18 protein-coding genes and 1 pseudogene are annotated in these 17,994 nt (G+C 43.6%); 10 read left to right on the top strand and 9 right to left on the bottom strand.

Annotation, left to right across the window (positions count from 1 at the left end; genetic code table 11):
* Window positions 1-73 precede the first annotated feature (73 nt).
* From cydD to K08M4_RS05900, 3 genes are all read left to right on the top strand, one after another.
* The gene (gene cydD, locus K08M4_RS05910) at window positions 74-1,858 is read left to right on the top strand and encodes a heme ABC transporter permease/ATP-binding protein CydD (RefSeq protein WP_086049181.1); all 1,785 of its coding nucleotides are present in this window, start codon (window positions 74-76) and stop codon (window positions 1,856-1,858) included.
* Entirely contained in the window at window positions 1,851-3,572 is a 1,722-nt protein-coding gene (cydC, locus tag K08M4_RS05905) for a heme ABC transporter ATP-binding protein/permease CydC (RefSeq protein ID WP_086049180.1), read from the top strand. Before cydD ends, cydC begins: the two co-directional genes overlap by 8 nt.
* 170 nt (window positions 3,573-3,742) lie before the next feature.
* Complete coding sequence (locus tag K08M4_RS05900) at window positions 3,743-5,164, top strand: hypothetical protein (protein WP_086049179.1); 1,422 nt, start codon at window positions 3,743-3,745, stop codon at window positions 5,162-5,164.
* A gap of 83 nt (window positions 5,165-5,247) precedes the next feature.
* Here the strand turns inward: K08M4_RS05900 and K08M4_RS22230 are convergent.
* A pseudogene (locus K08M4_RS22230) lies at window positions 5,248-5,477 on the bottom strand (hypothetical protein); the annotation flags it as partial.
* Window positions 5,478-5,562: 85 nt separating this feature from the next.
* A complete protein-coding gene (locus K08M4_RS05895) occupies window positions 5,563-6,429 on the bottom strand; it encodes a LysR family transcriptional regulator (RefSeq protein WP_086049178.1) in 867 nt (288 codons plus the stop codon).
* Between the two features lie 142 nt (window positions 6,430-6,571).
* Between K08M4_RS05895 and K08M4_RS05890 the strand changes: the two genes are divergently transcribed.
* Complete coding sequence (locus K08M4_RS05890) at window positions 6,572-6,946, top strand: YybH family protein (protein WP_086049177.1); 375 nt, start codon at window positions 6,572-6,574, stop codon at window positions 6,944-6,946.
* Window positions 6,947-7,117: 171 nt separating this feature from the next.
* Here the strand turns inward: K08M4_RS05890 and proX are convergent, their stop codons facing one another.
* From proX to proV, 3 genes are read right to left on the bottom strand one after another with little or no spacing between them, the layout of a single operon-like run.
* Window positions 7,118-8,125, bottom strand: coding sequence for a glycine betaine/L-proline ABC transporter substrate-binding protein ProX (proX, locus tag K08M4_RS05885; protein ID WP_086049176.1), 1,008 nt, complete (start codon window positions 8,123-8,125; stop codon window positions 7,118-7,120).
* Window positions 8,118-9,212: a glycine betaine/L-proline ABC transporter permease ProW gene (proW, locus tag K08M4_RS05880; RefSeq protein WP_086049175.1), complete on the bottom strand. Its 1,095-nt coding sequence runs from the start codon at window positions 9,210-9,212 to the stop codon at window positions 8,118-8,120. Before proW ends, proX begins: the two co-directional genes overlap by 8 nt.
* A gap of 3 nt (window positions 9,213-9,215) precedes the next feature.
* Entirely contained in the window at window positions 9,216-10,403 is a 1,188-nt protein-coding gene (gene proV / locus K08M4_RS05875) for a glycine betaine/L-proline ABC transporter ATP-binding protein ProV (RefSeq protein ID WP_086049174.1), read from the bottom strand.
* An 801-nt stretch (window positions 10,404-11,204) separates the two neighbouring features.
* On the opposite strand from proV, the gene K08M4_RS05870 reads away from it, so the two are divergent.
* Window positions 11,205-11,942 carry an HAD-IIB family hydrolase gene (locus K08M4_RS05870; RefSeq protein WP_086049173.1) on the top strand — a complete coding sequence of 246 codons (738 nt, stop codon included), beginning with the start codon at window positions 11,205-11,207 and terminating at the stop codon, window positions 11,940-11,942.
* Window positions 11,943-11,995: 53 nt separating this feature from the next.
* On the opposite strand, the gene K08M4_RS05865 is transcribed toward K08M4_RS05870, so the two are convergent.
* Window positions 11,996-12,208 carry a TIGR02450 family Trp-rich protein gene (locus tag K08M4_RS05865; protein ID WP_017105704.1) on the bottom strand — a complete coding sequence of 71 codons (213 nt, stop codon included), beginning with the start codon at window positions 12,206-12,208 and terminating at the stop codon, window positions 11,996-11,998.
* A gap of 190 nt (window positions 12,209-12,398) precedes the next feature.
* On the opposite strand from K08M4_RS05865, the gene K08M4_RS05860 reads away from it, so the two are divergent.
* Window positions 12,399-12,674 (top strand): nitrogenase-stabilizing/protective protein NifW, encoded by a 276-nt coding sequence (locus K08M4_RS05860; protein ID WP_086049172.1) that lies wholly within the window; start codon window positions 12,399-12,401, stop codon window positions 12,672-12,674.
* 152 nt (window positions 12,675-12,826) lie between these two features.
* Entirely contained in the window at window positions 12,827-13,951 is a 1,125-nt protein-coding gene (locus K08M4_RS05855; RefSeq protein ID WP_029223162.1) for a M14 family metallopeptidase, read from the top strand.
* 155 nt (window positions 13,952-14,106) lie between these two features.
* On the opposite strand, the gene K08M4_RS05850 is transcribed toward K08M4_RS05855, so the two are convergent.
* Window positions 14,107-14,463: a hypothetical protein gene (locus K08M4_RS05850; protein WP_017109877.1), complete on the bottom strand. Its 357-nt coding sequence runs from the start codon at window positions 14,461-14,463 to the stop codon at window positions 14,107-14,109.
* 218 nt (window positions 14,464-14,681) lie between these two features.
* Complete coding sequence (locus tag K08M4_RS05845; protein WP_086049171.1) at window positions 14,682-15,308, bottom strand: LysE family translocator; 627 nt, start codon at window positions 15,306-15,308, stop codon at window positions 14,682-14,684.
* 248 nt (window positions 15,309-15,556) lie between these two features.
* Here K08M4_RS05845 and K08M4_RS05840 point away from each other — a divergent pair, with 248 nt between their 5' ends.
* The 3 genes from K08M4_RS05840 (at window position 15,557) to K08M4_RS05830 (ending at window position 17,742) form a co-directional block, all read left to right on the top strand.
* Window positions 15,557-16,795 carry a DEAD/DEAH box helicase gene (locus K08M4_RS05840; RefSeq protein WP_086049170.1) on the top strand — a complete coding sequence of 413 codons (1,239 nt, stop codon included), beginning with the start codon at window positions 15,557-15,559 and terminating at the stop codon, window positions 16,793-16,795.
* 251 nt (window positions 16,796-17,046) lie between these two features.
* Complete coding sequence (locus K08M4_RS05835; protein WP_065103807.1) at window positions 17,047-17,268, top strand: hypothetical protein; 222 nt, start codon at window positions 17,047-17,049, stop codon at window positions 17,266-17,268.
* 171 nt (window positions 17,269-17,439) lie between these two features.
* Window positions 17,440-17,742 (top strand): thiamine-binding protein, encoded by a 303-nt coding sequence (locus K08M4_RS05830; RefSeq protein WP_086050389.1) that lies wholly within the window; start codon window positions 17,440-17,442, stop codon window positions 17,740-17,742.
* Between the two features lie 74 nt (window positions 17,743-17,816).
* Here K08M4_RS05830 and K08M4_RS22070 read toward each other — a convergent pair whose 3' ends face one another.
* Window positions 17,817-17,984, bottom strand: coding sequence for a hypothetical protein (locus K08M4_RS22070; protein WP_017109881.1), 168 nt, complete (start codon window positions 17,982-17,984; stop codon window positions 17,817-17,819).
* Window positions 17,985-17,994 lie beyond the last annotated feature (10 nt).

Below are 17,994 nucleotides of genomic sequence, written 5' to 3'. Positions count from 1 at the left end.
TGGTATATCCACTGGGCTTTCTTTTGTATACTAACCGCCCTCAACAAATAATAATTATCATTAAGCCTTCATAATGGATAAGAAAAAACAACGCAGCTTGAACAAGTGGCTTAAGCAACAGAGTAAGTTAGCGAAACGCTGGCTTATGATTGCGATTAGCCTTGGCGTACTTTCAAGCGTGTTCTTAATTGCTCAAGCAGCTCTTCTCGCCTCTATTCTTCACCAGCTGATCATCGAGAATGTCGATAAATCTGAACTGGTTGGTCATTTCGCAGGCTTGGCATTATCGGTCATTGGCCGTGCTGGCTGTACATGGGGACGTGAAATCGCAGGTTATCGCTGTGGTGAACAGATCCGGGTCTACATAAGGCAACTCATCCTTGATAAGTTACGTGAGTTAGGCCCTGCTTACATTAAAGGTAAACCTGCCGGTACGTGGGCAACGCTGTTGCTAGAACAAGTAGAAGACATGCAAGACTTCTTCTCTCGTTACTTACCTCAGATGTCTCTGTCGGTAATGATTCCATTCATTATTTTGGTTGTGGTGTTCCCAGTAAACTGGGCTGCAGGACTGATCTTCTTGATTACAGCTCCACTGGTGCCGATGTTCATGGCACTTGTTGGTATGAAAGCGGCCGATGCAAACCGTAAAAACTTCAAAGCGCTGCAGCGCCTGTCTGGTCACTTTTACGACCGTTTGCAGTCAATGACGACTATCCGTCTATTTGACCGCACCAACGCTGAAACAGAAGTACTTAAAGGTGCATCTGAAGTGTTCAGAACGCGCACCATGGATGTATTGAAAATCGCTTTCTTGTCTTCTGCGGTACTTGAGTTCTTCACGTCGATCTCGATCGCGATGACGGCTGTTTACTTTGGTTTCACCTACATCGGTGAGCTTAACTTCGGTCACTACGGTGTTGGCATTACGCTATTCGCTGGTTTGTTCATCCTTATCTTGGCGCCAGAGTTTTACCAACCTCTGCGTGATTTAGGTACTTTTTACCACGCGAAGCAACAAGCGGTTGGCGCAGCTGAAAGTATTGTCGAGTTCCTAGAAACCGACATCACTAAGGTTAAATCAGGCAACACTCAGCTCGATCCGGCTCAAGGCATCAATATTGAAGCTACCGACCTAAAAGTGTTAAGCCCTGAAGGTGTTCAATTAGTTGGCCCTATCTCATTTGCACTGAACACTCGCCAATCAACTGCGTTAGTTGGCCCAAGTGGTGCGGGTAAAACAAGTTTGATCAATGCCATCCTTGGTTTCATGCCTTATGAAGGAAGCTTGAAAATCAATGGCATTGAATTGCGTGACCTCGACTTAGCCTCTTGGCGTAAAACCATTAGTTGGGTTGGTCAAAACCCATTGTTGTTGCACGGCAGCATTCGTGACAACGTCACCCTAGGTAAGCACGATATTGCTGACCAAGTTGTCGAGAATGCACTTGAGCAATCATTTGCTAGCGAGTTCGTTAACGAGCACGGCTTGGATTACATGATTTCTGATCGCTCTGGCGGCCTGTCTGTTGGTCAATCTCAGCGTTTGGCTTTGGCTCGCGCAATGATTCAAGATGGCCAGTTCTGGTTGTTAGACGAACCCACTGCCAGCCTAGATACTCGAAGCGAACAGTTAGTGATGAAAGGCATCAATAGTAATATTGAAAGCCGCACTGCCCTGCTTGTGACGCACCAACTTGCTCCTCTTAAATCAGTCGACAATATTCTGGTTATGCGTGATGGGGGTCTGGTTGAACAAGGTCATTACTCTCAGCTTTCGACTGCGGGTGGTTTGTTTGAAGAGATGCTGAACGCGAACTTAGCTCAACAAGATAATAAGGGTAATTTAGATGCGTGATTTACTGCCTTACCTAAAACTCTATAAAAAGCATTGGTTTGGCCTGTCGCTAGGCATGCTATTAGCTTTTGCTACTCTGTCGGCTTCTATCGGCTTGTTAACGCTATCGGGTTGGTTTATTTCAGCTTCTGCGGTTGCAGGCCTTACGATTGCACGTGAAACCTTCAACTACATGCTGCCGGGCGGCGGTGTACGTGGTTTGGCGATGAGCCGTACTGCGGGTCGTTGGGGTGAACGTGTTGTCAGCCACAATGCGACATTCAAGCTATTAACTGATCTGCGTATCTTCTTCTTCAAGAAGCTGGCTCCGCTGATCCCAGGTCGTATCTCAAACCTTCGTGATGCTGACCTACTCAACCGTTTGGTTGCCGATGTCGATGCCATGGACCACGTGTACTTACGCTTAGTAAGCCCAGTGACGGTTGGTGTGTTCGGTATTTTCTTCCTGACTCTGTTCTTGATGTGGTTCGATAGCTCACTAGGTTTGATCTTAGGTTCTATCCTTCTGATCATGCTGTTGGTTTGGCCAATCTTGTTCTACAAGCTAGGTAAACGTAACGGCGGTGAACTGACACAGAACAAAGCAGACCTTCGTGTGACCACACTAGATTGGATTGAAGGCTACAGCGAACTGACTCTATTCGGTGCAGAAGAACGTTACCGTAATGCGATTCTAGAAACACAGCAGAAGCTGATGGCGAATCAGTTTGTGAATGCCAACCTAACCGGTATGGCGTCAGCTGCACTGATGCTGTTCAACGGTTTGACGCTTGTTCTTATGCTTTGGCTTGCCGCAGACGGTGTGGGTGGTAATGCACCAGATCCGTTCATCGCGCTCATGGCATTCGCAACCATGGCAAGTTTTGAACTACTGATGCCTATTGCGGGCGCGTTCCAGCATTTAGGTCAAACTCTGTCTTCAGCGCGTCGCTTAAATGAAGTGATTCTGTCTGAGCCTGAAGTTCAGTTTGCTGAAGAGAAACTCGACATCAACAAGCCGCTTGATATTACGTTCTCAAACGTGACGTTCAACTACCCTGATTCTGAGCGCAGTGTTCTGAACGCTGTTGACCTAACGATCCCTGCCACACACAAGGTTGCGATTGTTGGTCAAACGGGTTCAGGTAAGTCGACTCTGATTCAACTACTGACTCGCTACTGGGATCCTAAAAAGGGCTACATCTCTATCGCGGGTATTGAACTGACACAGTGGAATGAGTCACAGCTTCGTGAATCAATCAGTGTGGTAAGCCAGCGTGTCGACATTCTAAATGGTACTTTGCGTGACAACTTGTTGATTGCGAAACCAGATGCCAACGATGAGCACCTAGCTAACATCCTTAAAGACGTTGGTCTAGAAAAGCTGCTTGAGAATGACGGTCTTGATAGCTGGTTGGGTGACGGTGGTCGTCAACTGTCTGGTGGTGAAAAGCGCCGTATTGGTATCGCACGTGCCATTCTTCATGATGCACCTATCCTGCTTCTTGATGAGCCAACAGAAGGCTTAGATAAGCAAACCGAGCAGAGCATCATGGCGCTGTTCGAGAAGCACTTCGAAGGCAAGACGGTTATATTCATTACGCACCGTTTGATTGGTCTGGAATCGATGGATTCTATCGTTCTGATTGAACAAGGCGAGATTGTTGAAAACGGCTCTCACGAGACACTGTTGAACGAAGCAGGACGTTACTTCCAACTTCGCCAGGCAATCTAGCTCCTCATAAGTTATAAAGAAAACCATTCAAAGCCTGAGTTTATACTCAGGCTTTTTTGTTTATCCATTCTATACCTTTATAAGCACATGGAATTTACACATGCTTACAAAGAAAAAAGACGATTTATTGTACTATGGTGGCCTTATAATTCGCAGATAGTCGGTTTCCTATGATGAATAAATTTACTATTCCAACTTTAGTTTTAGCAACAATGCTTACCGCTTGCGGTGGCAGTGACAGCAACTCAAGTAATACAAGCAGCTCAAACAATTCTAAGAACATCATTGATGCGTCCAGCTCAAGTTCAGTTGCAACCCTAGGAAACGGCTACTCACTGCATTTTAGCGTGAAGTCAATGAAACTGGGTGCGGAAAAAAATACAAACATTGATATCACTCAGTATAGTTCTGAAAAAAAAACGAGCGGCTATTTCGCACAAGTTCACGGTATTCCTGAGCGTAATTACAAAACCCAAAGCGATGCTGATATCACTTTCTCGTTAACCGCAACAAACTCTGCAGGCAAAAAATACGAGGTCGAAAATTTCACTATCTATTACGAAAATTTCAATTCGACGACGACACCTGAAAAGCTTGCTATCGCCGAGGTTGAAAGCAACATCAAGAATATTGTTCAATGGAAAAAGGCCGACACTGTTCGTATTGATAAACAATTCATTAAAGATAATGTTGGCGTAACGTTTAACCTGAAACAAATGAGACCGATGAACCTTTACGTTCGTGTTGATGATACTTTGAGTAATGGTATTCAATTCGTTCCTTCTTTCGCTCAAAACGGTTCAGAAGCATTCAACCTGGTATCAACTAATGACTGCTCCGTGATCTCAAATGCTACGGGCGATCTACTCAAGGCGGGAGTAAAGCAGCAGACTTGTGTTAAAGCTCATGGCTATAAGATCCCTCTTCTAATTGAAGACAAATCGCTAGAAAATTCAGAAGACAAAGTAGCTCACGTTAAGAAAATTATGCAGTACTACCTGGAGCACTTCCCGGCAGAAGTCACCAAAGCGATTTACGACAGCAAAGCGACAATGGCATTCTTTTACGACAAAGATTGGTCAGAGAGAGATGTGAGTGACTTCTTAGATGAGAATTACCGTTACCAAGATTTATTTGCAACAGAGACAACAGATACAACATCAGGCGAAAATAAACCGGGTTTAGTGACAAAAAGAGACGCTGCATTTGAAGAGATAATTCACTTTGTACACGATTACGGCATCATGAATCTCGCGATGCAGTCACCGTCATCAAAATGGGGAGTGATGCAAAAAGAATTAGATGAACTCAATGAAAAAGCCATTCAAGCAGGCTTATATTTTCCTAATGGAAAAGACTCTACGATTGTCAAAGCTGATTTGGATGCAGAATCATACGATCAAGAATATCTAGCCTACTCTCTATATTCATACTACGACTTAAACCATAAAGGCTACAGTGCGCAAGAATTAAGTTCAGCTACGTTTACCGAGCTACAGGCTAACGACCCTGCAATGGTTAAATTTATGGAGAAGTACTTCCCGACTCGAACTGCACTTAAAGCTAAGTTTCCTGGTTACCCTAACAACTAGACATCCAGGAGATACAGGTTCAGTCAATGCACTACAAGCTTAAGCCGAAGCTACCATATAGGACTTGTAGTAATTGTTAACCTTTAGATAGCAGTGTCTAGTCCTAAAATAGATTGACGACTTTTAGTAAGCCAGTAACGCAAGTTACTGGCTTTTTGTGTATTATTTGGTGTATGCATACCTAGGCTCAGATTGGCCTCATCTCGTTATACGTACATATCGACTCTTCAACATACGTTCTTAACTCGTTAAGACCTTTGCACTGAGTAAGTAAGTACTCTTGCTTGAGGATACCTTTGACCTGCTCAGGTAACGTTTTTGTACTGTTACTCAGGCTAATCTTTTGCCAAATTTGCTTTGCAGCCCTCTGACTAGATCGCTGACTTATCGAATTGGTTTTAAACAAAACTCTGCTTGAGCTTCTCTTCTAACGCTTGGACGCACAGTTTGATGGACAGGGGTGTGTTTGATGTAAATGGGGTTAATGCATAAACCGTATTGGTAGGCAACTGGAAGCTTGGCATGATGTCGACCACTTCATTTGATAGCTGATGAAGATAAAAGTCTGGGATCACACCGATGCCAACGCCTGATTTGATTAAGGCAAGACAGCTATGAAATGAGTTAGTGGTGCAGCTTGCTTGTTGTTGGTAAATAAAGTCTTGATCTATTCGAGAAGTAAAGTGATGAGAGACTTGCTTACCTTGCCATGAGTTAGCAATGTAAGGAATAGATTCAAGCTCACGAGAACGCATGCTTTCAACGCCACACAACACGTCTTTGAACTCGCCCAAACGTTTTTGCTTTAAGTTACTGTCACGAGAACTCCCCACTCGTACTGCGAGATCAATATCGTGTTCCATGAAATCTAAGTGCTGATCATCACTTATCAACTCGGGTTTTAGCTTGGGATATTGCTTCATTAGCTCTGCGACAACAGGGGCGACGAGCAAGTCCATAAGAGCATTCGGTGCAGTAATACGAATTCGACCTTGTGGCTCCTCTAGCTCAGCTTTGGCCATATCCCAAGCCGAGTCAGCAATCACGTTGATGTCTTTGCAACTCAAATAAAAACGTTCACCCATACTAGTCAGAGTTTGTCTGCGTGTTGTGCGCTTGAGAAGTGAAGCCCCTAACTCTTGTTCCAGAATTTTGAGGTGCTGACTAACGACGGACTTAGACAACTCAAGCTTTTCAGCCGCAGCTGATACTGAACCCTGCTCTACGATGTGAGCGAAAATCGACATCTGCTTTAGCTTACTCATTTTATTGTTCTCTTTTTACATACAGTATTTTCTATTATCTCTGTTTTTCAATTCAATTTCCAAGACTAAACTGAATCCAACTTATCGAGACACCCAAATCAAAGACACAGTGTTTGAAAGAAGACTGTTATGGAGAAAAGCAATGTTAAACAACCAAGTATTAGAAGCATGTAAGCAAGGCATTAACGCGTGGCAAAAAGCATTCAACAGCCAAGATGCGAAAGGTTGTGCAGATCAATACACAGAGGCTTGTGTGATGGAAGCTCGCCCATTTGGCACTTTTGAAGGTCGAGAAGCGATTCAAGCATTTTGGCAAAACATCATCGACCAAGGCTTCAAAGACGTTGATTACACAGACGTTACGTGGGAAGAGCACCCAGAAGGCGGCTACATTTTGACGGCTAGTTGGACAATGAACAAAGCGTTTGGTGTTGTGCATCGTGAGCACTGGGCACTAGAAGCAGATGGTTGCGCTCGTTTAGTCAGCGATGATTTTGAGGTTCAAGGCGAACGCTAGCCTGCTCGCTTTTAAAAGAACAAGCGGCTTTAAAAAATAATGCGATAACAGTAGTTATGTCGCTAAAAAATAGTTATGTCGCTAGAAAAACAAAGGCCGATAGTCTGAATCAGACTACCGGCCTTCTCTTTTTATTCCAGCCGGTTATCGACTGCTTACGAAAAACAACCGTTATAGTGCCGCTTTCTTCGCTTCTGCAATCCAACCATCGAACGTGCTTTGATTCGCTTTAATCCAACCGTTTACATGCGCTTCGATATCCGCAGAGCTGTTCTTACCTTTACTCATCATCATGTTCTGGGCACTTACATCATTGATGTTAAGTTTGATGATTTCGAAAAGCTTCGCTGCTGATGGGTTGTTCTTAGCAAACTCTTTGTTCGCAATTATGCGCATTGAGTTCATTTCGAAACCGTAGTTTTTGCCGTTAGATAACGTCGTATCCACGTTCGAACGCTCGCCAGGAAGTGCTGAGAAAGGAACTTCTAACCAAACGACATCTTCGTTAGGCACCAATACGCCACTTACCCAGTAAGGTGTCCACGTGTAGTAAAGGATTGATTCACCCTTTTGGTAACGAGAAATTGTATCTGCGATGATCGCGGCATAGTTACCTTGATTATGAGTAACGGTATCGTCCAATTTGAATGCAGAAATTTGGTGTTCGATGACCATCTCACAACCCCAACCTGGGTTACAGCCTGTTAGGTCTGCTTTACCATCACCGTCAGCATCAAACAGCTTAGCGATTTTTGGATCGGTTAACTGACCAATATTAGTAATGTTGTATTTTTCAGCCGTTTTCTTGTCGATTAGGTAACCTTGAGCGGCACCACTTACATATTGGCCTTCACGGTAGAATTTGTCATCGCCACCCGCCATTTTGTATTTATCAGCGTGTAGTGGGAACCAGCCTACTGTTAGGAACGTCGCGTCACCTTTTGCAATTGAGGTGTAAGCTACGTTGTAGTCTACTTCTTGTGTTGATTTCACATCGTAACCAAGCTCTTCTAAAGCACGGTTAACAATCAGTGTTTGGAACGTTTCTTCAGCAACTGAAGATTGAACAGGCTGAACTGATACACCTTCACCCGGTAAGCTTGCAGCCCACACGTTCGTTGATACAGCCAGTGTCGAAACGATGCCAACGGCTAGCTTACTCTTCCATGAATTATTCATTGGTGTTTTTCCTTAGTTGTAGTTCTGATTGTTTACCGCGATTTAAAGCTTTTAGCACAAGGGAAACAGGCCCCATGTGATACCAGCGTAATTTTGTATTACCTGCATTTACCCCAAGAACTTGGGTAATGCGGTCAAGTAGGATTGCAAGAATAACAATGCCTAGGCCACCAACAGCGGCCAGTCCCATATCTAGACGGCCAATACCTCTCAGTACCATTTGACCTAAACCACCTACTGCGATCATTGATGCGATAACCACCATAGATAGCGACAACATCAGTGTTTGGTTCACGCCCGCCATGATGGTTGGCAGTGCAAGTGGTAGTTGAATTCGGTAAAGCATCTGCTTTTTGCTGGCACCAAATGAGTGACCCGCTTCGATCAGATCTTCCGGTACTTGCTGAATACCCAGAATGGTTAAACGTACCACCGGTGGCAGTGCGAATATAATGGTCACTACCACACCTGGAACGTTACCGATACCAAACAACATTACGATGGGTACTAAGTAAACGAAGGCTGGCGTTGTTTGCATAGCATCCAAAATTGGGCGAACGAATTTAGCCGCCGTGTTACTTCGGGCGAGCCATATCCCCATAGGTAAACCTATCAACAGGCAGAAGAATACAGATGTCATCACCAGTGAAAGCGTAGTCATCGCTTCAGACCAAGCGCCAATCAAACCAATCATAGTAAGAGATACTGCCGTAGCAACACCCAGTTTCAGGTTTGAAAATTGCCATGCCACCAAGAACAAAATGATGAGCATAAATGGGGCTGGCGTAGACACCAATGCCGTTTCAAATGAACTTAGAATGAAATCGATAGGTACACGAATTGCTTGAAACAATGGTCGTCCGTGTTCAACTAGCCAATTCAATCCAGACTCAACCCAAGTATCAACAGGCAGAACGGCTTCTGCAAAAGGATTAAGAGGGTCAAAAGGAATGGTTTCTACGGTTTCACTGCTTAGCCAATCTGCCGATGGTGAAGTGTCAGCGGCTTGACCCCAAGGATCACTTGATGGCTGAGCAGCAGGAGCAGACTGTGACCATGGGTCATTATTTGTTTGTTCAGACGACATGATCTACCCCTTATCCAATGTTTGTAGCAAACGTGACTTAGTTACCACGCCAAAGTAATTACCTTGCTCATCCACAACAGGAACTGAGTAAGGCACACCACCAACAAGGCCAAGCACGTCATTGATTGGTAAATCAGGGTTCAGCGTTAGGCCATCATCGAGCTGCGCACTGGCCAGTGATTTGTTCTCTTTGTGTGCTTTACGAAGGGAATCAATAGAGACGATACCGGAGTAACGACTGCTTTTCTCAACAACAATGCCGTATTCACGGTCGTTATCCATCAATATTTGTAGAGCCGACGCTGGGCCGTCATGTTCTGATTTTTTAAATACCGCAGCTGGCTTCTTACGTGCAATGTCTTTCACAGTAAGAACACTTGCTACATTCACACCGCGGAAGAAAGCTTCGACATAATCGTTCGCTGGGTTGTTAAGAATTTCGTCTGGGGTACCCACTTGAACCACCTCACCGTTTTGCATAATGGCAATGCGGTCACCGATTCGCATCGCTTCATCCAAATCATGGGAGATGAAAACAATGGTTCGTTTGTCGTCATTTTGAAGACGAATCAGCTCATCTTGCATTTCAGTACGAATCAAAGGATCGAGTGCAGAAAATGCTTCGTCCATTAACAGAATATCTGGGTCACATGCTAGGGCACGAGCCAAACCAACACGCTGCTTCATACCGCCAGACAATTCATCAGGGTAAGATTCTGAATACGGCCCGAGACCGACTCGTTCCAACGCTTCAAATGCTGACTGTTTTCTCTTATCGATTTCAACACCCGCTAGTTCAAGACCAAACGCAGCGTTTTCAATCACTGTCATGTGAGGCATCAATGCGAAATTTTGGAAAACCATGGAGATGTTGTTGCGACGGACTTCGCGGAGTTCACCTTCTGAGATGTGGGCAATGTCTTTGCCTCGAAGAAGCACATTACCTTTGGTAGGTTCGATCAAGCGATTAAGAAGACGTACCAGGGTTGATTTGCCAGAACCTGACAGTCCCATTATGACGAAAATCTCGCCTTCTTGAATACTAAGAGAAACATCGTTAACGCCAATCGTTAAACCTGTTTCTTCAAAAACTTTGTCTTTGTTCGCGCCTTCATTGATCATCGTAAAAGCACGATCGGTGTCTTCACCAAACACCTTGTACAGTCCCTTAACTTCCAGTATGGGATCCATGTAATCTAATCCTTTCTTAGTTATCTAAACTAATAGTTATTTAAACTCAAAACCGATTATTTAAACTTAAAAACGGTTGTTTAAACTTTAAAATGGTTATTTAAACCCGAAAAACGATTAGCACTCTAAGCAATTAACCCATACAAATCAAGGGGCATCGTCCTGTAAATCCAATACAAAACCGTTAAAACCCCAACCCAAATAAAGGCCAAATACCAAACAAAAATAAAGCAAAATATTGATAATAAAGAAATTTAAATCACAAGTGGCATCTGCAACATTATGTATTACTTACTGATGGATTATTGAATATTTATTTCACATCAGAACAATTAATAGGCCAAATAGACCAAGAACATGCACAAATAGTTCGTGTACAAATAATTCGAATACAAACTATTTAGTGATGATTTTGGCATCATTTCAAAACCGGAGATTGACTCTATTGCTAGAGCCAAAACTTCCTGCTGCCTTTGTCTATATACAAAGGAGGTTCTGCATAAAGCCAACGAAGAAAAGAAGCATTCAATATTCCAGACCAAAACAAATATTTGGGTAAAAAATCACCGTAAAAAGGTACAAAAAGCCGCTAGGAACGTACCCAATGAGGTATCGTTTCGATTGATAGAATGATCTTTGATATCCAGAACATAACGCCGAGTGTGATGCTTGCTGCAAACTATTGAATGCCGATTATCTAAGCCAACAGACAACTTGTAGAGTGCTCATTGCTGAGCCATTCTTTATAGAAGAAATGGATATTCTTTCCACTATGACTAGTGAAACAAGCAAGGAACTCGAATGATAAAAATGCTGATATGTGACTTTGATGGGACGTTAGATGGGGGATCTTCTCATGGGGTTAATCAGTTATTTGACTACTTAACTGAGCAATCTGATATCCGATTTATCATTGCGACGGGAAGAACTCTACCCTCTATTAGGGTGGGTTTAGCGTCGGATAACTACCCGAAACCACACAGTATTATCAGCGATGTGGGCACCAGAATTCACCACGACCACTCCCAAACGCCGGATCACACCTGGCATAATCAATTAGAAGCGTATTGGAACAAGTCGAAGGTTGAGTCTGCACTTGCATCGCTCGATTTCATGGGGGAACGCTTAGAGAACCATCAAGGCGACTACAAGATTACCTTTGAGGGAAAACTGTCTGACTCTCAGCACGAGCTAATTGAATCAAGCTTGGAGTCACACGGATTGGATGTACACCTCACCTACTCTCACGATTGGTATTTGGACATCACACCGAAGGGCGTCAACAAAGCGACTGCGATTCATCACCTGCTCAAACAACATGATTTGAGCGTTGATGAAGTGTGCGTAGCGGGTGATTCAGCTAACGACACCTCTATGCTGACCATAGAGGGCGTAAACTCGATCTTGGTGGCTAATCATTACCCTGAGGTCGCTCACCTATCGGATAGAGACAACGTGTATACCAGCAGAGCAACACACGCTGAGGGTGTGTTAGAGGGGCTCAAGTACTGGCAATTACGCACGGTATCTGGCAGTTAAAACTGGCAGATCTGGGCTTTATTGTCCTTACTTCAGGTGCTGACTTCACACCTTTATTTCCAACCAGGAAGCCAATGATCTTTGTCGGTCAAATCCCGCCAATTGATGGCTTCCTCTCGTTTGGTCATCACCGCTTCTATTAAGCAACGAATGACCTCCCCTTCTTCGAATTCGACCTCCGTGATCATAAAGTGCTTTTCTTTCTTCACTGGGCTAACGGCCGTCCATTTACTGCGAAGTAGTTTCTTTGGATTGATTCGATTCATTGATTCCCCTATCTGGCTGGGTAGTTGTTACTGTTCGTTAGTACTTTATCTATAATCCTCAAAGAATTTAAAAGATCACTTCAAGTTAAGAAAGTCTACGGTTCAACCCCAGGTAAGTCATAACTAAAATCAATAAAACAAATCGTGAACTCGGTACAATAGTTGCCACCAGATCACAAACCAACTCCCCATGAACCAATCAGAATTCCAACAAAAAATAGCGAGTTTTACTTCGATTGAACAAGCGCTTGATTACTTTGAAATTGGATTTGATAGCAAGTTCATCGAGCAAAATAGAATAGAGCTTGTAAAGCGCTTCAATGGTTATCTGATCCTGTCAAAGCCGGATGATTGGTTTTCTGGAAGAAGAGCGCTGAAAAATGCCTATTGTAAGGTGCAACGCAGTAAGCTGGATCGCTACACACGATCAGCCTGTCGTGGTTGCACGACTTGCCAGCGTCGATAGCTCAAAGTTAACCGTTAAACAGCTGTCGATTTAAAAGTAGGCAGCTAAAAAACAGATAGCTGAAATAACATCTCATTACGATTTAGTTAGTGGTTTGCTCGAAAAAAAGTGTGCTAATCTTACGGCAACTCAACTACGAGATAAAAACTACAATGAAAATTTTCAGCAACTTCGAAAGCGGCAACATTCACGTCGTTTCAGCAGATTCACCACAAAACATTCAACTAACTATTCCAGCGGATAATCAAACTGAAATTGCACAATGGTTTCATTTCCGCTTAGAAAGTGAAGCTCAACAAGCTCACCACTTTGAAATCGGCCAATTGGCAACATCTGCCTACCCTGAAGGCTGGAAAGATTATGATGTGGTTGCATCGTATGACCGTGAAGAGTGGTTCCGCATTCCATCTCAATTCGATGGCGACACTTTAAGCTTTGATATCATTCCTGAACACGATTCAATGTACTTCGCGTACTTCGCGCCGTATTCATACGATCGTCACCAAGATCTTCTGCACAGTGCTCAAACGCACCCTGCTTGTAAGCTAGAAACTCTGGGCCATACGTTAGATAACAACGACATCACTTTGCTAACCATCGGTGAGCCTAGTGCAGAGAAGAAAAACATCTGGGTTATTGGTCGCCAACATCCGGGCGAGACCATGGCTGAATGGCTGATCGAAGGTCTGCTGCAACGCTTGCTTGATGAAACAGACACAGTTGGTCGTTCACTTCTAGACAGCGTTGTATTCCGCGTTGTACCTAACATGAACCCAGACGGCAGTATCCGTGGTCACCTACGCACTAACGGTATTGGCGTTAACCTAAACCGTGAATGGCAGTCACCTTCTATGGAACGCAGCCCAGAAGTATTCCTTGTTCGCGAGCGCATGCTAGAGACTGGTGTTGACCTATGTCTAGACATTCACGGCGACGAAGCAATCCCGTATAACTTTGTAGCGGGCAGCGAAGGTACACCTTCATACAACGAGCGCATTGCAAAACTAGAGAATCACTTCAAGCAAGCGCTTCTGACTATCACGCCAGAGTTCCAAGATGAATTTGGTTACGATAAAGACGAGCCGGGCAAAGCGAATATGACGGTCGGCACAAACTGGATCGGCGAACAGTTCAAATGTTTGGCTTACACCGTAGAGATGCCATTTAAAGATCACATCAGCCACGCTGACGAACTGTACGGTTGGTCTCCAGAGCGTAGCGTTGCATTTGGTCACGACATGCTAGCAGCGGTTTGGGCAACAGTAGACGAGCTATAAAACGAACCATAGACAGACTAAGCGCCTTAGTTTGTCCGTATCGTTAGTTTGCTTACACATATAGCAAAGCCCAGCACTTGTGAAAGTGCTGGGCTTTTTAATATCGGATCTAAATGAGTGACTTGGGTTTTAAGGCATCTAACTTTAAATGCGTTCTATGCCACTCTGAGGCTAGCAAAAAACACCGGGTACCTTTGCCTAATGTGTCTTTGTTCTGACACCATATCTTTGAAGCTTGGTCCTTGTAACAACTGAACGATCACTTCATCGCCTTCTTGTCGCAGCACTGCACCACTAATATCAATGGTGTTGTTATCGTGCAATCTTAAGCTGCCTGCCATTGAGAAGCCTCGATAAACAGGAATGATATTACGCATCATCAAGCGCACACCCTTTTCAGACACTTCACTGACATGAAAAAGCTCATCCTTAATTCGCATCACTGGACGTGCCTTTTTTGGGTACTTCAAGCGGTAATATTTGCGTTTCTGGGTGAATGACTCTTCACTCATCTGTGACTCCCTGTCTCTGTTTATTCGGTCAAGCAATAGCTTTTAGCTTCAATTGGATTTTGAACGAACACATTCAACAAATTGATAGCTGATTATTATATCGACTTTACGAGCTAATGCTTTAGAGATTTATGCAGAGAAACAAGGATTGCTGAGCATTCAGTAAAAAGTGAGATGTGAGTCGGATATGTTAGGAGCTCGATTGTTAGCGATGAACCCTAAAGCTGAAACAGCGCCAATTGAATGCTGAAGCCAACAAACAACAACCCGCACACAATGTTCATCCATTGAGAAGTGCGCTTTTGAGTTAACAACCTCTTAAACGTATCAGCCATCAGAATGACAACCAAAAACCATGTAGCAACCACTGTCGCCTGTATCGCGCCCAACATTAAGCTGTCGGATACAATGTTGTTCGTAGAAACAAACTGAGGGAATATTGAGAGGTAAAACAGAACGATTTTAGGGTTGAGTAAGTTGGTCAATAACCCTTTCACAAATTGATGATAAAGCTTACTTCCCGATGCGCTCACCACAGCAAGCACGCCCTCTTGAGCTCGCAATGCCGCACGAAAGTGATTATAACCAAGCCAGATTAAGTACAAGACGCCCAGCCACTTAAGCCCTTCAAACGCCATTGGGGTCTGAGATAACAGTAAGCTCATACCATTCGCAGAAACAAACGCATGAAAAAAGAACCCGCATGACACACCCAACACGTTAATAAACGCAAACAGCTTTCTTTGGGTTAAAGCCGTGCTCAATACCAACAGAGCATTTGGGCCTGGAATAATGGCAATAAAAAACACGATGACAATAAACAGCCAGATACTTTCCCAACTCATTTCGCTCTCATTTCCTTAAAGCTTCCTAATCATACTTGATCGTTTTAGGGCGGATATTGTACGTCCATTCAACACCATTACAATATGCCAAACGTTTATTAGCTTATGCTTGTCTAGTTCACTTGTATGGATAACGCTTAAATTTAACGTGTATAATTCGCCCGTTTACTTTGTAACACTGCAAAACTCATTCTCTAACATTTATAGCCCTGTTAGACTCCACCTCCCTTTTGATACTTGGTTCATTTATGTCATTTAATAGCCTAACTCTAAACGATCAAACTCTTGCTGCGATCCCCACCCACCTCCAGACTCCTACAGAGGTGCAGCAATCGGCTATTCCCCATATTGTTTCGGGCAAAGACGTTCTCGCCTTAGCCCAAACAGGCAGTGGGAAAACATTGGCGTTTGGCTTACCTGTATTAAATAACATCAATGCTGCAATTCACGAACTGCAAGCGATCATCATTGTTCCAACCCGTGAGCTTACCTCTCAAGTAGCTAAAGCTCTAGAACCCATCGCAACCGCACTTGATATCAAAACAGTGACACTGACTGGTGGAGTTGATATAGATAGCCAGCAACAGCAATTGTTAGAAAAGCCACAACTCGTGCTCGCAACTCCTGGCCGCCTACTTGCCGTTATTCAAGAGAACAAGCTCGAGCTAACCCAATGCAGGTCTTTAGTTCTTGATGAGGCAGACCGTTTACTCGACATGGGATTTTGGCCCGATGTTCAAACCATTATTTCTTCTCTTCCTAAAAAGCATCAAACACTGTTGTTTTCGGCTACGTTGCCAAAAGAGCTGGTCAGTCAGGCTGAGGCGCTTCTTATTAATCCAGTGAAGATCACGACGCACCAAGAGAACAGTGTCGTTTCAGCCATTGAAGAAACGCTCTACCTAGTGAATAAGGGAAGCAAACCTCAAGCACTGATCGCGTTACTGAACCAACATCAGTGGCCACAGGTATTGGTTTTCATCAGTGCCAAAGACAATGCAGACTCACTAACCAAGCGATTGAATAAAGCAAAAATTAGCGTAAGTGCCTTACACGGCAACAAAAGCCAAGAAGAAAGAACGCAAGCATTAGAAAGTTTCAAAAATGGTGAAACACGAGTGTTAATCGCAACTGATGTGATGGCTAGAGGCATACATATAGACCAACTACCTGTCGTAATTAACTTTGACTTGCCATCTCACTCAGCCACTTACGTACACCGTGTCGGACGCACAGCCAGAGCAGGAAGCACTGGATTCGCAATTTCCCTTGTGAGCCACGGTGAAACTGAGCATTTAGACGCAATTCGAACTCTCACCAACAAAGCACTTTCGTTGCAGTCATTAGAAGGGTTTCCGGTAACAGATAAACCCGCATCTGAAGCAACAGCGAGGAAACGTCCACCAAAAGACAAAATGGCCAATCGCAGAACGGCAAAAAAGAAGAGTGTTAAGCAATTTAAGAACAAGCCAAATTCTTCGAGATAACCAGTTCTTCAAAATAACCATAGAAAATCGATTAGCCCAGTATTAACTGGGCTTTTTTATTCAAAGAAAAACTGACAGCTAAACCTGAAAAAGACCGCTTAATCACACCAAGTTAAATGACACTTTTATGAATTATGATGCCAACGTATTGATTCTTGGTTGCTCAAAAAAAATACTTTCTGATCACGTTGACGCCCTTATATCTGGCAACTAGATTTTTCTATTAGTGTCTAAAACAGGAGGTCATTGAAATGAAACGTGCTAGCTCTACATATCGATTGCAACTGATTAAGGAAGTGGCAACTCGCCGAGATCGTCAGTGTTCCAATGACCCGATGGCAAACTACATACAAAACCTAATAGATAACAAAGACGAGAGTGACTGTTCTGTTGAACGCAACCACAGATTCAGTGGCAGTCATTTCGATGAGCACATAGGCGGTTGGGTTAGCGACCACTGGGGTAGTAAGTAGGCCAAAGGCAATAAGCTCATAAGCGAATAAGCGAATAAGCGAATAAGCGAATAAGCGAATAAGCCAGCATAACCGCTGTAGAATTTATCTCCGCATTAACCTATTATCTGCAACAATTTCCCTTCATTGAGTAAGCAGAAAGTGTCTGAGTTAAAAAGAGAAAAAGAAGTGATGGTTGCCTTCCAAGTGATCCCTCGCGTTAAAGAAGGCAACAATTTCGAAGTGGTTGATAAAGCGATTGAAGTAGTGAAAGCAGCTGATGTTCCTTTTCAAATTGGTGCGATGGAAACCACAATGAAAGGTGAGCTTAACCAATTACTCGAGATCGTTAAAAAGGCTGAGCAAGCTTGTTACGATGCAGGGGCTGTCGAAGTCATCATCAACATTAAGATTCATAGTAAGACCACCGAGGCCGATGATACATTTTGCACTTACCATCGTGGTGTAACGAAAGCGAATCACATGTTTGTTTAAGAAGACGTTCATTTAAGAGCTTGTTGGCTTACGAAAATGTGACTATTGAGAAAGACTCTGATGAACCAGTGATGTTATTGAAAAGGCATGTCCGAAAGGTGAGAAAGGATTTCCATTCGCTCTTCTTCTGACATCGAATGCCAATCACGCGGGCTCTCTTCAGGGTCATCTTTCGCCCCGATAGGTTTTTTATCCAGTGCTTTGACTGGTTTTTTTTTGATTTTCACGTCCTTTTTATTCATACCGACACCA

It is taken from the genome of Vibrio syngnathi, from assembly GCF_002119525.1.
GTDB classification, from domain to species: Bacteria; Pseudomonadota; Gammaproteobacteria; order Enterobacterales; family Vibrionaceae; genus Vibrio; species Vibrio syngnathi.
The sequence above is the reverse complement of the archived record's forward strand: the minus strand, read 5'-3'. Positions and strand labels throughout refer to the sequence as shown.

Bases quoted from the DNA above. Each gene is read 5' to 3' on its own strand.
- cydD (WP_086049181.1), top strand. From the start codon at position 74: ATGGATAAGAAAAAACAACGCAGCTTGAACAAGTGGCTTAAGCAACAG.
- cydC (WP_086049180.1), top strand. From the start codon at position 1,851: ATGCGTGATTTACTGCCTTACCTAAAACTCTATAAAAAGCATTGGTTT.
- K08M4_RS05900 (WP_086049179.1), top strand. From the start codon at position 3,743: ATGATGAATAAATTTACTATTCCAACTTTAGTTTTAGCAACAATGCTT.
- K08M4_RS05895 (WP_086049178.1), bottom strand. From the start codon at position 6,429: ATGAGTAAGCTAAAGCAGATGTCGATTTTCGCTCACATCGTAGAGCAG.
- K08M4_RS05890 (WP_086049177.1), top strand. From the start codon at position 6,572: ATGTTAAACAACCAAGTATTAGAAGCATGTAAGCAAGGCATTAACGCG.
- proX (WP_086049176.1), bottom strand. From the start codon at position 8,125: ATGAATAATTCATGGAAGAGTAAGCTAGCCGTTGGCATCGTTTCGACA.
- proW (WP_086049175.1), bottom strand. From the start codon at position 9,212: ATGTCGTCTGAACAAACAAATAATGACCCATGGTCACAGTCTGCTCCT.
- proV (WP_086049174.1), bottom strand. From the start codon at position 10,403: ATGGATCCCATACTGGAAGTTAAGGGACTGTACAAGGTGTTTGGTGAA.
- K08M4_RS05870 (WP_086049173.1), top strand. From the start codon at position 11,205: ATGATAAAAATGCTGATATGTGACTTTGATGGGACGTTAGATGGGGGA.
- K08M4_RS05865 (WP_017105704.1), bottom strand. From the start codon at position 12,208: ATGAATCGAATCAATCCAAAGAAACTACTTCGCAGTAAATGGACGGCC.
- K08M4_RS05860 (WP_086049172.1), top strand. From the start codon at position 12,399: ATGAACCAATCAGAATTCCAACAAAAAATAGCGAGTTTTACTTCGATT.
- K08M4_RS05855 (WP_029223162.1), top strand. From the start codon at position 12,827: ATGAAAATTTTCAGCAACTTCGAAAGCGGCAACATTCACGTCGTTTCA.
- K08M4_RS05850 (WP_017109877.1), bottom strand. From the start codon at position 14,463: ATGAGTGAAGAGTCATTCACCCAGAAACGCAAATATTACCGCTTGAAG.
- K08M4_RS05845 (WP_086049171.1), bottom strand. From the start codon at position 15,308: ATGAGTTGGGAAAGTATCTGGCTGTTTATTGTCATCGTGTTTTTTATT.
- K08M4_RS05840 (WP_086049170.1), top strand. From the start codon at position 15,557: ATGTCATTTAATAGCCTAACTCTAAACGATCAAACTCTTGCTGCGATC.
- K08M4_RS05835 (WP_065103807.1), top strand. From the start codon at position 17,047: ATGAAACGTGCTAGCTCTACATATCGATTGCAACTGATTAAGGAAGTG.
- K08M4_RS05830 (WP_086050389.1), top strand. From the start codon at position 17,440: ATGGTTGCCTTCCAAGTGATCCCTCGCGTTAAAGAAGGCAACAATTTC.
- K08M4_RS22070 (WP_017109881.1), bottom strand. From the start codon at position 17,984: ATGAATAAAAAGGACGTGAAAATCAAAAAAAAACCAGTCAAAGCACTG.